The organism is Syntrophus sp. (in: bacteria) (genome assembly GCF_040768185.1).
GTDB classification, from domain to species: domain Bacteria; phylum Desulfobacterota; class Syntrophia; order Syntrophales; family Syntrophaceae; genus Syntrophus; species Syntrophus buswellii.
In genome coordinates, this window is record NZ_JAXGNC010000001.1 from 555,487 (window position 1) to 571,723 (window position 16,237).

Annotated in this window: 10 protein-coding genes; 1 reads left to right on the top strand and 9 read right to left on the bottom strand. The window is 51.3% G+C overall.

Annotated elements, in window-relative coordinates; translation table 11 throughout:
• Positions 1-3,482: 3,482 nt before the first annotated feature.
• The 9 genes from AB3175_RS02610 to AB3175_RS02650 all read right to left on the bottom strand — a co-directional run bounded on the left by AB3175_RS02610 (position 3,483) and on the right by AB3175_RS02650 (position 12,793).
• Entirely contained in the window at positions 3,483-3,689 is a 207-nt protein-coding gene (locus tag AB3175_RS02610; protein WP_367359372.1) for a CRISPR-associated endonuclease Cas2, read from the bottom strand.
• Positions 3,690-3,707: 18 nt separating this feature from the next.
• Positions 3,708-4,739: a type I-C CRISPR-associated endonuclease Cas1c gene (gene cas1c, locus AB3175_RS02615; protein WP_367359373.1), complete on the bottom strand. Its 1,032-nt coding sequence runs from the start codon at positions 4,737-4,739 to the stop codon at positions 3,708-3,710.
• Positions 4,736-5,368: a CRISPR-associated protein Cas4 gene (cas4, locus tag AB3175_RS02620; RefSeq protein WP_367359374.1), complete on the bottom strand. Its 633-nt coding sequence runs from the start codon at positions 5,366-5,368 to the stop codon at positions 4,736-4,738. Before cas4 ends, cas1c begins: the two co-directional genes overlap by 4 nt.
• A 75-nt stretch (positions 5,369-5,443) precedes the next feature.
• Positions 5,444-6,319: a type I-C CRISPR-associated protein Cas7/Csd2 gene (gene cas7c, locus AB3175_RS02625; protein WP_367359375.1), complete on the bottom strand. Its 876-nt coding sequence runs from the start codon at positions 6,317-6,319 to the stop codon at positions 5,444-5,446.
• Between the two features lie 24 nt (positions 6,320-6,343).
• Positions 6,344-8,620: a type I-C CRISPR-associated protein Cas8c/Csd1 gene (gene cas8c / locus AB3175_RS02630; protein ID WP_367359376.1), complete on the bottom strand. Its 2,277-nt coding sequence runs from the start codon at positions 8,618-8,620 to the stop codon at positions 6,344-6,346.
• The gene (gene cas5c / locus AB3175_RS02635; protein WP_367359377.1) at positions 8,617-9,348 is read right to left on the bottom strand and encodes a type I-C CRISPR-associated protein Cas5c; all 732 of its coding nucleotides are present in this window, start codon (positions 9,346-9,348) and stop codon (positions 8,617-8,619) included. The genes cas8c and cas5c overlap by 4 nt, the downstream gene beginning before the upstream one ends.
• Complete coding sequence (gene cas3 / locus AB3175_RS02640; RefSeq protein ID WP_367359378.1) at positions 9,341-10,972, bottom strand: CRISPR-associated helicase Cas3'; 1,632 nt, start codon at positions 10,970-10,972, stop codon at positions 9,341-9,343. Before cas3 ends, cas5c begins: the two co-directional genes overlap by 8 nt.
• Positions 10,973-11,176: 204 nt before the next feature.
• The gene (locus tag AB3175_RS02645; RefSeq protein ID WP_367359379.1) at positions 11,177-11,794 is read right to left on the bottom strand and encodes a CRISPR-associated endonuclease Cas3''; all 618 of its coding nucleotides are present in this window, start codon (positions 11,792-11,794) and stop codon (positions 11,177-11,179) included.
• A 42-nt stretch (positions 11,795-11,836) separates the two neighbouring features.
• On the bottom strand, positions 11,837-12,793 hold the full coding sequence (locus tag AB3175_RS02650; protein ID WP_367359380.1) for a helix-turn-helix transcriptional regulator: 957 nt from the start codon (positions 12,791-12,793) through the stop codon (positions 11,837-11,839).
• 475 nt (positions 12,794-13,268) lie between these two features.
• On the opposite strand from AB3175_RS02650, the gene AB3175_RS02655 reads away from it, so the two are divergent.
• Positions 13,269-16,223, top strand: a complete 2,955-nt coding sequence (locus AB3175_RS02655) for a PAS domain S-box protein (RefSeq protein WP_367359381.1) — start codon at positions 13,269-13,271, stop codon at positions 16,221-16,223.
• Positions 16,224-16,237 lie beyond the last annotated feature (14 nt).

Genomic DNA, 16,237 nt, shown 5'->3' on the forward strand with positions numbered 1-16,237 from the left:
GTTTCCTGATCGGACGCCGTTTCAATCCACGCCCCCGCGCAAAGTGATTGATCATTCATTGATCCACCGCCCGGTAGTGGGCTTCATCCTGCTGCCCGCGCGGAAGTGACCGTGCCTGCTTTCCGCGTTGGTGATGACGGCCAGGTTTTCAACTACGCCCGCGCGGGGGCGACATTGGTCTGCCTCAGTGGATGTTCCGGACAGGACGTTTCAATCCACGCCGCGCGGGGGCGCACTACAGTATATCGCCGATGCCAGGATGACGACGTAGTTTCAATCCACGCCCCCGCGCGGGGGCGGGCTGCAACCGAGAGTAGCAGCAGAGGCCATGCCGAGTTTCAATCCACGCCCCCGCGCGGGGGGCGACTGCACTTTTCGGCAGGAATATCTGCCGGGGATGTTACGTTTCAACCCGCCGCCCCGCGCGGGGGCGACAATTTCTCCAGGTCCGCAGCTCCTCCCGCTGACTACCAATCCGCCCCCGCGCGGGGGGCGGCACCCGGGCGTCGTACCACTCTCCGTTTTCGGCGCTCAGAAGTTTCAATCCACGCCCCGCGCGGGGGGCGACTTTCAGGGCGGGGCGGTACTGACCTGGCTACCGTTTCAACCACGCCCCGCGCGGGGGGCGACGTAAGCGCTCAAAAGGCGGGATCGGAAGATCTTGAGAGCCAATCCACGCGCCCCGCGCGGGGGGCGACAGGCCGAAAGCAACATGGGTTCAAGGTTATCGAGTTTCAATCCACGCCCCCGCGCGGGGGCGACTTGGGGCAGGCGCACAAAAATCACGTTGGGGAAGTTTCAATCCACGCCCCGCGGCGCGGGGGCGCATTAGCTACCGCACCCCGGCATCGAGGTTTTTCCCCGATCGTTTCAATCCACGTCCCCGCGCGGGGGCGACCGTACCCGTATAGTTGCCAGCCTGGAGCCTTGAGTTTCAATCCACGCCCCCGCGCGGGGGGCGACAGAACGATTGTTCTAGTGATAAAGCAAGGCTCGAGTTTCAATCCACGCCGCCAGCGGGGGCGACAATGAACGAACAATGAAAAAAAAAGTCTTGACAACCGTTTCAATCCACGCCCCCGCGCGGGGGCGACGTCGAATCCCAAGTGGTTCGGGGCTACGGGCGATGGCTCAATCCACGCCCCCGCGCGGGGGGCGACAACCAATGATTGCAGCACTCCAAGGCGAGAGATGTTTCAATCCACGCCCCGCGCGGGGGGCGACGGTAAGGGCACAATTTTGTTGACATATTAAAGAGTTTCAATCCACGCCCCGCGCGGGGGCGACATAACCACGACGGCACTCCGAAAGCGCGAGATGTTTCAATCCACGCGCCCGCGCGGGGGGCGACGTTCCGTAGAGATACCATCTGATGGGCTTACCTGTGTTTCAACCACGCCCCGCGCGGGGGGCGGACTGACGCAGTTTGTCCCATTGCCATGCCAGATGCTCGCTCTAATCCACGCCCCCGCGCGCGGGGGCGACGACGTGAGACTGCCCCACACGCCCCGGCAAAATTCAGCCCAATCCACGCCCCGCCGGGGGCGACGCCAGATCTTACGAGGCGTGCCTAGCAGCACCGGTTTCAATCCACGCCCCGCGCGGGGGGCGACCGAATGGCCGCGGTGTCGCCAGCCACGGCAATGCTTTGACCCACGCCCCCGCGCGGGGGGCGACTGGAGTTCTCGACAAACTTCATCCTGACACCTGCGTTTCAATCCGCCCCCGCGCGCGTGGGGCGACTGTTTCCGGATTTTTTCAATATCATCCCTGCTCATGTTTCAATCCGCTCCCGCGCGGGGGCGACATCGCTCGGGAAAACATCCTCGCACCGACAACAGGTGTTTCAATCCACGCCCCGCGCGGGGCGACTTTTCATGCTCTCAGCGTAAAGCATCTTGGATTTGTTTCAATCCACGCCCCGCGCGCGGGGGCGACTATAGGGTGTAGCCGGGTCAGTCTGAGTCTGTACGTTGTTCCACCACGCCCCGCGCGGGGGCGACTCACAAGGCTACGATCTCTCCAGGTTAACAATGGCGTAGGTTTCAATCCACGCCCCCGCGCGGGGGCGACGCCCCGTCAAGAGCGCTGCTTAGTTTGGTGAAACAGCTCATCCACGCCCCGCGCGGGGGCGACGTTTCTCCTATCGCTCATTATTATTCCTCCTCTGTGTTTCAATCCACGCCCCGCGGGGCGACGTGGATACATCTGGTTCCGGGACATTCGGCGGGTTTCAATCCACGCCCGCGCGGGGGCGACTCCCTGTCCGCGCACTCCTGCGGGAGGTTGAGAGGTTTCAATCCACGCCCCCGCGCGGGGCGACGCCTCATCATCAATGATTGCATGGCTGCGTCATTGCTTCTCAATCCACGCCCCGCGCGGGGGCGACCATCATAGCAATCCTCGCAATAATACCCATCGTTTCAATCCACGCCCCCGCGCGGGGGCGACACAACTCATTTCGTTTCTCGATTCGCATTAACACGCGGTTTTCAATCCACGCCCCCGCGCGGGGGGCGACTGTACACCTGGACGCGATCCTTGGCCGAAACGGTGGTTTCAATCCACGCTCCCCGCGCGGGGGGCGACGTCAGCCAGCCCGTGTCTTCCTCGTTGCGCACCTTACTAATCCACGCCCCGCGCGGGGGCGACATAATCCCCTGCATCAAGGCCGCTTTCACTTCCTCGTTTCTCAACCACGCCCGCGCGGGGGGCGACGTCCATCGCGACTAACAGATATACTATGTTTATCCGTTTCAATCCACGCCCCCGCGCGGGGGGCCGCGGACCCGCCGGCGTCGTCGTCATAAAACGCCTCGTTTCAATCCACGCCTCCCCGCGCGGGGGCGACGCCGTCGGCCCTCGAAATCCAGCTTGAGCCGGGTGTTCAACCACGCCCCCGCGCGGGGGGCGACATACTCGTACCTCATCGGGGACCCTATAAAGGCGTTTCAATCCACGCCCCGCGCGGGGGCGACTCAACGACTCGTCGTCGGGAGAACAACCTTCCGGGGTTTCATCCACGCCCCCGCGCGGGGGCGAATTTGCCCCCGCCGTAGACCACCGGGAGGCGACGCAGGTTTCAATCCACGCCCCGCGCGGGGGCGACGACGGATTACCTGGTTGACCCTGCGCAGGAGGGGGGTTTTCAATCCACGCCCCCGCGCGGGGGGCGACGTCCTAAATCTAACTCAAGATTTTAAAGAGGTATTCTACCTATCTTCTTCGCGCTATGAACAGATAAACAAATGAGGCATCAATCGTATGTTTTTTCTTATCCAGATCCATAGTTTCAATAAATATTAACAATCCTGAATCTTCCGCGAACATGCCCGAAAAACTTCGTCTCATTTGAGGTTCGCGGAAGTTCAAATTACCAGGGGGCTCCTCCCCGGTCGATTGTTTTCTTAGCACCGATATGTTCAACACGTCGCCGCCAGTTCGATCCCATGAAATAAAATCTCAGACTGTCTTCTTCAGGATTAATCGCATCCATCAGCTTTCTTACGGAGCAACGTCCATTGCGCCGGATCAACGATGCACTCGAATACCGAATATTGAAACTGCTGACCATAACACTTGACAGGTCTTTGCAACATGCCGCAATCGCTTTGCACCCTCCCCTCCAGATTGGCCACATCATAACTGCCACCAACCATCATCTCTTTTCCCTTTTCACAAAAACTCATGCAGTTGGATATCGATGATCATTTGTATATGAACGGGGGATAGCCGTCCAAATCACCACGTAAAAATCTTGCAAGAAGCATTGCTTGTATATGGAATAATAACCCGACGGTTATCTTTTCGCCCAAAAAGGGGTGCAGAATTTCTTCCTGTTTCCTTTCCTGATAGGACACAAGAAGAGTGCGGCGAGTCTCATCATACATCAGGACAGCCCCCGACTCGGATTTTTTGAAACCCTTTTCCTGGACTTTCCGGAGATTGATAAGAGAAAGCACCAGCCGGTCCACAATGAAAGGACGGAATTCCTCCATCAGGTCCAGGGCAAGCCCCGGCCTGCCGGGACGATCCCGATGAAGATAACCCACGGAGGGATCAAGACCGACAGATTCAAGGGCCGAGCGGATGTCGTGAACCAGCAGGGTATAAGCGAATGAAAGAAGACAGTTCACCGGATCCAGAGGCGGACGGCGATTCCGTTCATCAAAGGGAAAAGCATCCTTCTGCATCAGGATCAACTCGCTGAAGACGCTGAAATATCGATGGGCGGCATCGCCCTCGATCCCTCTCAGGTTATCCAGCGAATTTCCCCTTCCCAACGCCGTCAAACATCGTCCGAGATGAGACACCGTCTGCCGCAGGTTCTCGGCATCGATCTTTTCCTCATGGTCTCTCAATGCCCGCTGCAGCACGGTGCGGCAATTGGCGATCTTCCCCGTAAGGATGTGCCGCGCCATATCCGCGGAAAATTTCGGATCGTCAGCACGTCGATATTGTTCCCGACGCAGCAGGACATTGCCGGAGACAGGCCCCTGGACCCTGGCCAGAAAACGGCCATGCTCCGACAGAAAACTGATGCAGACGCTTTTTTCCGCGCAAAAACCCATCAGATAAGGGCTGCAACCGACATTGCCGAAGCAGACAATTCCGCCGAGCGTATGAACCGGAACGCGGAGGCGGACTTCCTTTTCTACCTTTACAACAACCGTTTCTCCCTCTTTGGAGAGATAAGCGCCCTGAGTCGTCACAAAAAGCGTGTTGAGATGTTTCTTCATGGATCACTCAGCATCCTGGATAGATAAGCCTTGACCGATCGTTTCTTCTGCATCTTTTTCGGTAAACATCCCTCCAATAGTGAACAGCTTTCACAGCGTTTTTCATAGACCGGCGGCGGCGTCCTACCGGAAGAAATCAGCTCGTGCGTCTGCTGTACTATGGATTCCGTTTCCAGACGGAGGTTTTCATCAAAGGCGACATCAAGGCGGCGGCGCGTTTTTCCATAGAACAACGCGCCGCCCGGTATTTTGACATTCATCATCTCTTCCAGGCAGATAGCCTGGGCACAGAGTTGCACCTTATCGCAGTCGTCCGCTTTGGGTTTTCCATGCTTGTACTCCACAGGAAAGGGCTGCCAGCGGCCATCCTTCAACCGGTGAAATTCCACGACATCAGCCATGCCGATCAACCCTAGACGAAAGGACCGCAGCATCACAGCCCGCGCAATACGCACATCCCCGCGCGATTCCCCACCTTCTTCATGCGCCCGCTCATGCATCAATCGGCCTTCAGCAGTCAGCCGGTTTTCCGACCAGACCTGCTCAACATGGATCAGGGCACACTGCCGAGGGCAGAAGCAATAATGCTGGAGAGCGGAAATCATGATCAAGTCATCATCGTCGAACATGGCATCACATTACCTGATTCGGGACTCAATTGATGACATCAAGTGATAGAGCGGTCTTTACAGTTCCCCGCCAAATTAAAATCCTGCAATCTCTTCAGGAACCAAACCATTAAGGGATTCAATAATGTAAGATCCATCAGGATTGACCTTCAGAGATCTGTGAACCTTTGCGGAAGAGTAGTCTCCGGATTTACTGTTGTGGTGCCACCAAAGCACTTTAACCACTTCCATCGAGCCTTCCGGACGTGCGGAGGAGGCATCATTTTCGAAAATCTTCGGAAGAATCGATTTAATAACGGCGGCATCTTCATCTGAAAATCCAGTGCGTTCAGCAAGTTGAGGATTCATACTGCCATAAGTGACATAAATCCCTTGGTCAACGCGATGCTTCATGCCCATGGTGTCGGAACTTCTTTTCGTACCATCACCTTCACCACTGACGCTTTTTGTGATTTGAGTACTTGAAATCCCTACAAGCTCTCTGCTGAATGCAGACTGAATTGTAACGGGTCCACGGACAGGAATAGACACGCCATCAGCATCATTTCCTTTGCCAAAAGCGAATACTTGTCCAAATGTACGGACATCAAACCACTTCTCACAGGCTAATTTTGCGGTCTCATCTTTTTTCGCATTAGTTCCAAAAGCCTTCTTACCCAAGCCATTTTTTTCTGATTCTGCACGATTTCGAAGACTGGTCTCTCCGTCTATTTTTCGATCATCGGATTGCACAAAGATAGCTTGCCCCTTCTTTTCTTCTTCATTTTTCAGTGCGACATACCGCTCCACCAAGCGATCACGGATTTTTCGTTTGATACATACATCCGTGATTTCGCCAAGTCCTTCATAATCAGTACGGGGACGGTTTCCATTTAACGGATCTCCATTAGGATTGGCATTCTTTACACTCATTATGATTGCGAAATCGATTTTCTTGCTCAAGGTAGCCATAAGTATTTCTCCTTTTATAATTCTTCATTCTTCTAAATCTGTTTCCTGATTTGCCACATCATTAGCTGATTTTAACACCCATTGACCTTTTTCCCGTTTGTGTTCACGGAACCATTGTCTTTGACAATGATATCCAAGCAAGTATTCACCTGTGAGTCTTGTGTCTGTAATATAATTGGCAGCTAATATTTTTGAATGAATTAAATCCAATAGCTCTTCATAGCCATCGAGCAAGCCGGGATACTTTGCACGTATCCTGTCCTTGTACGGCTTTAGAGCTTCCGCAATATTTTTCCATGTTGAAAACGGTCTGTCAGAAAAACGCTGCATGAGCCGAGACGCTGTAGTACCCCTTTTTTCGTTAGCGAGTTGCAGAGCCTTAAACTCAATTTGATCTGCCAACGCTAGCAATCGACCATAAAGATAATCCCGAGAAGTTCTTTCTTCTTCAAGAGCCATGCTGTACCCCCTTCCATTATAAAACCCTTTGAATAATGAACATGTAATGCCAAGACATTTTTCGAACTCCCATGGTTCGAGACCGACCCGATTCGAAACACGACGGACACACTGCTCAACAAGATCACGAGGAACCGGTCTGCCATCAACTATCGACGGCAGTAAACGCTCCACGGTGGCATTGAGAAGTTTGATGCCGTTTTTCCCTTCCACCTTACTGCCATATGCACACTTTGCGATATCCCTTGGTGATGGAGCTCCCTCAAAAATAATTGCGCTCTTCTTGTCGTTCTTGACCTTGCCGTAATTCTGGTACCATGACAAATTTGAATGCCATTTTTCTACGCGTTCAAGGAATTCAGAACCGGTTAATTCACGATAAAAGGTGATTGCCATGCGTCCCGGTGTAGCGGAATCCAATCCCATTACAACAATGTCTTCTGTGTCGGAAATGTTGGCTTTGTATCCGGCGAGTTTTGTATTGAAACGATGCGCGAACGATTGCCCGACATCTCCAATCTGTGGAGTCGGAGTATTGTTTATTTGGAATTCATTACCAAGGAAATCCCAGGAGTTGGCGCATGGATCGGGAATCGGTTTTCCTGTTGTGGCCCATGAAACAAAAACTTGGTCACCGCTGCGGAACGCCTGCTTACGACCAATAAGCCAACGCAGGGCACTATGTGCCTTTTGTGTTACCACGCAAGAAACGGAAGCTGCCTCATTAACGGATTTAAACCGGCCAAGAAAAGTAAAACCGCTTAGATCATTAGATGAAATTAGCTTAGCCCCATCCCTTCCGCTACGCAGCTTTGAGGGATGTTTCTGAGCTATATCTGTTTCATTCTCTCCAGTGATGTAACAGAAACCCTTCACAGTACCGAGTGACCCCGAGTATTCTGCCCACTTTTCAAAAAGTGTCGGATCTTTCCAGGTTTCAGCACAGAGTGTGTCATTGGATTCCACTTTCCAACGGACAAAAACCTTGCCCTGACTTTTTATGCCCTTGTCATCTGCTGTAAGGAGCTTAAAAATAGGATGTAGATCCTTTGAATACATAAACAGTGGATTTTTATCATTTTTTGATGCAAAGACCTTAACCTTTTCTTTTTTATCCGTTTTTTCAACAATAGCCAGCTTTCCATCCTTAACAGCGAGTAAATTATGTTTAATCAAATCCTCGACCAAAGCTTTCTTTGAAACATAAGTGTAGATTGCTTTGACTTTATTATGCGAAAAGCTTGATCTATTCCACCGTTCTAATTGAAGTAAGTAAGAAGAGCTGTTTGAAGGACATTCGTCCGGGTACTTTTGTTCCAATACACCCCGATTGTAGTGAATACGTGTTTGGATCTCAGGAAATCGTTCAGTATTTGCAAGGACGAGCAGAAGGTTAAGCCAACGGATACATTTCTGCTTTGATAATGATTTTTTTTCGGTTTCTTGTATCTCCTTCAGAATAAGATTAATAAGCGTTATTGGATTGAAATTATGCTCAGTGAATTCTCTATCGGTAAATCTACACAAGTCAAAATAACTCTCACGATCCCCGGCATATCGAGAATAATCTCCAGCACAATACTGAAGTGAATCGCAAAGAGAGTGAGGAGCAATCCCACTAGTTCTTCCCGTCAATGACTTTTCAGTTACAGGAATCAGCGTCTTTGCTTCCCTGTTATCAATCAGCGATGCTCTTCTGAAATTACCGTTTTGATCAATAACAACCTCGATATGGGCATTTTGGACGGAATATCCGACAGGACACAACTCATCCACGCCTGGAATACTTTCATTACCAGTACAAACTTCATACGTTTCATAAAGCTTTTGCATCCAACTCATTCCATCACCCCCAGTTCCTGGGCTTCAAGATCCACTGATTTAAGATTCCCAGTTCCAAAGGTCTTTGGGACCATTTCTCGCACAAATTTCTTAAGCTCCAGCTTACAATCTTCCGGTCTTTCAAAAGTCAGCAATCCTTTCTTCAGCTTTGGATACCAGAAACGAGCGTATAAGTCGTTTGTACCTGTTTCATCAGGATAATCAAACCCATGAAACATCAGCCCGTAACCAATTTCATCGTCCCCATCATAAGCCCCTCCACCTTCACCGAAGATGCATGGTTCCACATATCCCTGGCAGTCGCGGGTGCCAAGGAAGATATCTTGCCGCCCGCCTAGCTCAAGCATCCGTTTGGCAATGGCAAAGTGCTTTCCATCAATGCGGTCTTTCCCCAATGCTTTATGGTGATTGTTCCATTCAAAGTGGGCTCGGACCTGATACTCAACATCGGAGAGAAATGTATAAATCGCAAGAGTGTTCCCACCGCCATACTCAAGCGGCTTCGTTCCCTTGGTCTGTGTGCGAATCCGCTTCATCACCCGTACTGAATCAATCACCCATATAATCGTAGGTTTCCAATAAATCGATTTACACACACCTTTCAGCGCCTCATAGGTTGGTAGAGGGTAAGAACATTTCTCGCCACCGATTTTGGTAAGGGGATCGGTAAAAAGTGCAAACCGCCCCCATAGTTTGAATTCAATGCTGTTTTTTGCCGTTTCATGCATTCAGAAAAACCTCCTTATTGATTGGCTCCATGGAAATTCCAAATGTTTCACTGTAATACCTGTCATCAAGGTAGAATATCTCCGTGTCTTCCTGGACCTGATGCAGGGCATTCTGTTTTGCCAGTTTTTCAAATTCGTATGGAAACAGGTTTACAGAATATTGCTGTGCTTTTTTAATGAGTCCATATTGCTTATCCACTTCAAAGGTGGCACAAAGCTGATTGACCAATTCTTTTCCCTCGTCGCCATAGCAGACAAGAACGCTTCGTGTCGGGGCATCGATTGATTTAAACAGTTTTGCCGCTGTCATAAAGGGTTGGCGAAGAAATATTTCCGGTAAAATTTTTTGAACTCGTCCGTATTCGCTTACGGCACTGCTATTGGAAGAAAGCAGATTTAAAAGAGTGTCGTTGCGACTTACATCGACAGGATAATCCATGGCATCTTTTCGATCGTAAAAGTAATTCTGATAGTACCACTCAAGCATTTTGGGTCCGATAACGTCGCTGTCATATTTTGATGGTTCATCTCTGTAATCGTCCAGAACACGATTTGACTTTTCTTTACCGACCGCTATGTCCTTCAGTAACTCAAGTTTCTCCTCAGCGGGATTCACTATAAACACATTCCCAAGTTCCGGACTGCCATGGCGATTGCACCGGCCCGCCGCTTGGGTTATGGAATCAAGTCCGGCAAGCATTCTGATAACCGACCGGAAATCTATATTGACGCCTGCTTCAATCAGCTGTGTACTGATGCAGAGAACCGGCTCTTTATCCGCAAGTTTCTGGTGTATTGCTTTTAAAGTCCTCTTTCTATGTGCAGGACACATTCCCGTGCTTAGATGGAATGTTTCAAAGTCAGCACTTTGCACCTCCTCAAAAATGAGCCGGGCGGCCTTCTTCGTATTGACCACGACGAGACAACTGCCGTCTTTCTTGAGCTGCTCAATGGCAAGCGCGGCTATCTCCGGATAACTCCAGCCAACGGATTTGCGACAGTCATGAACATGAACCCGCTTCAAATCAGCACAGAGTTTGTCAACATCCGGCATAAGTTCATTCTCTTCCGTCAGCTTGAGGGCCCCTTTCTTCTCATCAACCGATCCCAGAAGCGGCTGGGTAGCGGTACAGAGGACAACGGTGCTTCCGCATTGATTGACCAAAAAATTTATGGCGTTGTTGAACATATGGACGCATTTTATTGGCAGCGTTTGAATTTCGTCGAATATAATGACGGCTTTCGCGAGTTGGTGCATGCGCCTTGCCCCACGGGTACCGGCCCCGAACACAGTTTCGAGGAATTGAACCATCGTAGTGAAAACAACTGGCGCATCCCAATTCTCAGTTAAAAGTTTTTCTTTCCAGCTCTGCACATCCGCTCCGATGTTCGAATGGTGTTCGAGAATGATTTTACCGGCGTCTTCGGGATACTCTTTCGGTTCAAATATTTCCCGCACATCCTGAGCATTTTGATCGATAATTGTCGTGAATGGGATAACGTAGATAATTCTATCCATGCTATGCTCTTTTGCATGGTGTAACGAGAAACGAAGGCTCGCGAGGGTCTTCCCTCCGCCGGTCGGCACGGTCAAAGTAAACAATCCCCGGACGCTTCGCTGCACGAAGACAATGTTCCGCTACGTCTTTGCGAATTTTATCCACATGGTTTTTTGTCTCAAAAGTCCTGTATTTATTTTCAAGTCGCTCAATCAGAATATCCCACGTGCGATAAATTCCCTGCTGACGATGCTGGACGTTTTTCGGTTTTTCTGAATCTGCCGTATCCTGTCGATCGGCATCAATAAGAGCACTAAAGAGAAACCTCACTAGCAGGCCGAATTGGAATTGGGCAACTGTTGAAAAGGGATTCTTTCTGGGGAGGAACGTAAGATTTCACGGCACATGTTTTCAAAAGGTTTCGTAAATGACGTGCCTGTAAGAATATCATTCACCCTTTTGAGTAATTGTTTATCGGCATTTCCGGCACATTCCTCAAAATACGTTTTATTGTCATCCTTTGACAGCCGTTTCGAATAGTAATCCCAAGTTCCGCTATTGTCGGTCGTTAAACAATTGATTATCCCCGAGTGATGAGAAACCAGGCAAAGAGAGAGAAATTGTCCAAGAAGCTTATGTGCACTAGAGGAACTATTGTTGCGAACAAGGAACTGGGCTCCAGCTGTAGAATGGTCAATCTTGCCTTTCTTTCCTTTCGGATCTTCGAAATCTTCGTCTTCATCCGGATTAAACCTTGGGTCATCCTTCCTGATCGCATCTTTAATGTACTTTTGAAACGCACTGCTGTATTTCCCAAAATCATGCAGAAGTCCAAGTAGTTCCCCGTAATTCCCCATGCAGATTTTTTCGGCATGAGTTTTAGCTAATTCAGCAACTCCCCAAAGATGCTCTTCTAATGTTTGTCCAGCATGTGCAATGTTTTCCATTTTTTATTTCTTTCGATAGTTTTTATGAAGTTACTACTGTACTCACCACATTATCCCATAAACTACATTCATCTTCCCCACCTCCCCCTTCGCCTCTTCCCGCAACCAGTCCGGTTCCATGATTTCCGCACCAGCACCCCAGCGGAAGGCCCACCACATCACCTCGCGGGGTTCGGCGACATGCACTTCGAAGCGAAGCGATCCGTCATCGTTTCTGGTGGTGATCTGGCTGTGATGCCAGAGGGTTTCCTCGATATAAGTCCGGATGCGTGCCGCAAACAGCACGACGACCTTCTCAGTGGTTTTTCCCGCAAAGACGGAAAAGGCGTTCCGGTAACGCTGGCCGAAGCTGTAATCTTCCTGGATGGTAAACTTGATAGGGGTGAAGGCGATGTCCTGAATCCGGTTGAGCCGGAACATCCGGATGTCCTTCTGACGGCAGGCGTAGCCCTCCACGTAGAGGGACCGGTCCTGGAAGAAAAGATGATAGGGATCAAGCTCTTCACGCTTGGGCTGTTTTGCCGAAGGTTTCCGGTAGGAAAGAACAACGCGGCGGTTCTCGGAAACGGCCGTGTTGAGCTTTTCGAGAATCTCCTTCCTGCAGCCGAATCCCTCGCGGAGAACCAGGTCGTCAAAGAGGGAAACGGCGGTTTCCCGCATGGGCTCAGGCAGATCGGCAATCAACTTGCGGGCGGCGTTGAGGGCTTCGAAGCTGAGGGCGTAGTCTCCCGCAGCGGACAGTTGCCTGACGGCCATCAGCAGGGAGAGGCGTTCGCTCAGGCTGAGATTTTCGATGGGGAAATAGGCGTCGCGGGTAATGCTGAAACGGCGGCGGTGGCGATCCCAGAAAAATTCAAACCCCAGTTCCCTGAGGGCCGACTTGTCCTTATAGAACTGAGCCCGGCTGATCCCGTGAGAGACGAGAAGCTGCTCCACGGTCAGATAGGGTGAGCTTTTGATGTCCGAGACTATCCGGATCAGCCTATGAGATTTCTTCAATCGGGATTCCATGCTGTCAACCACCACGACCATACACCGGAAAAAGAACAGAACGGGGAAAAGATACCGGGGAAGAATTCTTTAATCAAGACCTATATGCCACGAAGTATACAACAGGGTAGACAGAGAGGATTAAAAATCCTTCGCTTTTTTCATGAGATCAGGAATTGTTTCTCCTTTTGCAAGATTTGTTCGCGGGTGGATGCTGCGGATTATCAGGAAAACCATACCAGGATCACCCGTTTCGGATCATTTTTGTATTATTTTTAATAGCATGTTCAATTTTTTATTGACATACAAGAAAACCTTGCCTTATGTTGCAGTTGCGGAAAAGCTACATAACAGCCAGAAATAGAACCAGCCGGACAACCAAGGAGCGAAAGTCAGAGTTAAACGATTCAGGATTTACAGATGGAAGGGCATCGATAACATGCCGCGCAATGAACAGAGTAGCAACTGACAATGCGAGGTGACGATGGAAGCGAGTGATCCGGAACGAATCAACGTGATTGAAGGGAAATACGGCATTGGCGACATTGTGGATCTGGAACAGCTGCAGAAAATCTTCGAACTCTTTACCGAGGCCACCGGGTTTACCATCAATTTTCTGGATCACCCCGGCTTGGATATCCTGATTGCCGCGGACTGGCGGGGTATCGGCACAAAGCTCCGGAGGGTCTGCACGACAGCAGAATCCGCCTGTGAAACAAGCAGACAAAAGCTCTCGAACCACAGGGAAAACCAGTGCGGGAGGGTTATCGCACAGACGGATAACAGCCTCGCGGATCGTGTGGTTCCGATGATCACCAGCAGGAAAAACATCACAAGCCCGGCGACGGATCAACCCTTTCCGCAGGAACCCGGCTTGAGTCAACTCAGAATGCGTGCCCGGTCTTTCGGATTCGACGAACAGGCCTCTTTACAGACGCTGACGGAATCGCCCGCCGCAAGCAGAGAAAAACTCGACAACGCCGTCTCCCTTTTAGAAAATATCTCTGGAATCATTACAAATTTAATATTCGCCAACCAGGCGCTCCTCGAGGAACGGGAACGCCTGACGTCCGAAATCGCGGATTATCGCAAGGCAGAGAAAGAACTTGCCTGGAAAACGGCTTTTCTCGAAGCTCAGAAGGAAGCCGCGGCCAAGGGAATCCTGGTGGTGGATGAACAGGGCAAGATCATCCGTATGAATCACCATCTCCAGGACCTCTGGCAAGTCCCGCGGCACATCCGGGAAGGCCACGATGAAGCCCTTCTTCTTCACTATCTGGCAGGACGGACCAGGGATCCCGGGGAATTTTCCCATCTGGCGGACCATCTTCACAGACATCCGAAAGACACCAGCAGAAACGAAATCGAATTGATCGACGGCGCGATCCTGGACCAGTACACGTCTCCCGTCCTGGGGAGGGACGGAACCTGTTATGGAAGAATCTGGACATTCCGGGATGTCACCAGCCGGGAACGCACGGAGGAGGAACTCAATACATCCGAAGCCTGGTACCGGACGATTTTTGAAAATACGGGGACAGCCATGATTGTGGTGGAAGAAGACACCACCATCAGTCTCGCCAATACGGAATTTGAAAACTTGACCGGTTATACAAAGGCGGAAATCCAAGGGGTAAAATCCTGGACGGAATTCGCGGCGAAAGAAGATCTGGACATGCTGATGACACAACACAGGCTGCGCAGGGTTCAACCGGATTTCGCCCGGAAAAACTACGAATTTCGCCTTGTCAACAAAGACGGCCAGGCAAGAGAAATTCACCTCACGGTCGATATGATCCCCAACACAAAACAAAGTATTGCGTCCCTTCTGGATATCACGGACCGCAAGCGGGCGGATGAAACGCTCAAGGAGTCGCAGAGGAGACTTTCAGAAATTATAGAATTTTTCCCCGACGCGACCCTGGTTGTCGATAAGGACGGTAAAGTCACCGCCTGGAACCGGGCCATGGAAGCCCTTACCGGCGTCAAGGCGGAAGATATGCTCGGCAGGGGCAACTACGAATATGCCATTCCTTTCCACGGCTGCAGAAGGCCGATTCTGATCGATCTTGTCCTTGGCCACCGCAGCAATGAGAAATTCGAAAGGGTTTACACAAACCTCCTTACAGAAGGCGGCATCATCCAGGGAGAAGGTTTTGCCTCCAGTCTGGCCGCTGGTGAGCGCTACTGCTCCGCGAAGGCCGTTGCGCTGCACGACTCCAGGGGAGAAACCGTCGCCGCCATCGAATGCGTCCGCGACATAACGGAGCAGAAAAGGATAGAGGACCGTTTAAACCGCGCGGAGAAGATGGAGGCACTGGGTACGCTTGCCGGCGGCGTGGCCCATGACATGAACAATTTCCTGGGCGTGCTGGTCGGATATTCGGAACTGTTGATGGAAACGCTGCCCGAAAACAGCCTTCAACAAAGATACGCACGGAACATTCTGCAATCCAGCGAACGGGGGGCCGCCATCATCCAGGACCTTCTGACCATGGCCAGGAGAGGGGTGTCCGTTTCGGAAGTGATCAATCTGAACAAGGTCATCGTCGATTACCTGGATTCGCCCGAACACGAGAAGCTGAAGTCCTATCATCGGAACATCCTGGTCAGGACGGAGCTTGAAGAGGATCTGTTCCGCATCAAGGGGTCCCCCATCCACCTGATCAAGACCGTCATGAATCTTGTTTCCAACGCCGCGGAAGCCATATCCGGCGAGGGCATCATCACGATCAGGACGGAGAACCGCTATCTCGATTTCGCCGTCAACGGGTATGAGGACATGCAGGAAGGCGACTACGTCGTTTTGTCCGTTTCAGACACCGGGGAGGGCATTCCGGAAAGGGATCTGGGGAAAATCTTCGAGCCTTTCTACACGAAGAAGATGATGGGGCGCAGCGGCACAGGCCTGGGGCTGGCCGTCGTCTGGGGAACCGTCAAGGATCATCATGGATTCATTGACGCGAAAAGCGAGGAAGGCGTCGGAAGCACGTTCACGCTTTATTTTCCCGTCACCCCCGAGGAATTGATTCGCAGGCAGGAGAAATCGGATATCGCCCGGTACATGGGATGCGGAGAGTCGATCCTCGTTGTCGACGACATGGCGTTTCAGCGGGAACTCGCCGTCAATCTGCTGAGCAGGCTGAATTATAAGGTCTGCAGCGTTTCCAGCGGTGAAGCGGCGATTGAATATCTGAAGACACACAAGGTCGATCTGCTGCTGCTGGACATGCTCATGGAGCCGGGGATTGACGGGCTGGAAACGTTCACGAGGGTGCGGGCAATCGAGCCCCATCAGAAGGCCATTATCGTCAGCGGCTTTTCAGAAGACGAACGGGTTGGAAAAGCTCAGGAACTCGGCGCAGGCAAATATGTGAGAAAGCCCTACAACCTGGAAAAAATCGGGATGGCGATACGGAAGGAACTGGATAGAAGGTAAAACGGAGGATGGGA

Bases quoted from the DNA above. Each gene is read 5' to 3' on its own strand.
- AB3175_RS02610 (WP_367359372.1), bottom strand. From the start codon at position 3,689: ATGAGTTTTTGTGAAAAGGGAAAAGAGATGATGGTTGGTGGCAGTTAT.
- cas1c (WP_367359373.1), bottom strand. From the start codon at position 4,739: ATGAAGAAACATCTCAACACGCTTTTTGTGACGACTCAGGGCGCTTAT.
- cas4 (WP_367359374.1), bottom strand. From the start codon at position 5,368: ATGTTCGACGATGATGACTTGATCATGATTTCCGCTCTCCAGCATTAT.
- cas7c (WP_367359375.1), bottom strand. From the start codon at position 6,319: ATGGCTACCTTGAGCAAGAAAATCGATTTCGCAATCATAATGAGTGTA.
- cas8c (WP_367359376.1), bottom strand. From the start codon at position 8,620: ATGAGTTGGATGCAAAAGCTTTATGAAACGTATGAAGTTTGTACTGGT.
- cas5c (WP_367359377.1), bottom strand. From the start codon at position 9,348: ATGCATGAAACGGCAAAAAACAGCATTGAATTCAAACTATGGGGGCGG.
- AB3175_RS02645 (WP_367359379.1), bottom strand. From the start codon at position 11,794: ATGGAAAACATTGCACATGCTGGACAAACATTAGAAGAGCATCTTTGG.
- AB3175_RS02655 (WP_367359381.1), top strand. From the start codon at position 13,269: ATGGAAGCGAGTGATCCGGAACGAATCAACGTGATTGAAGGGAAATAC.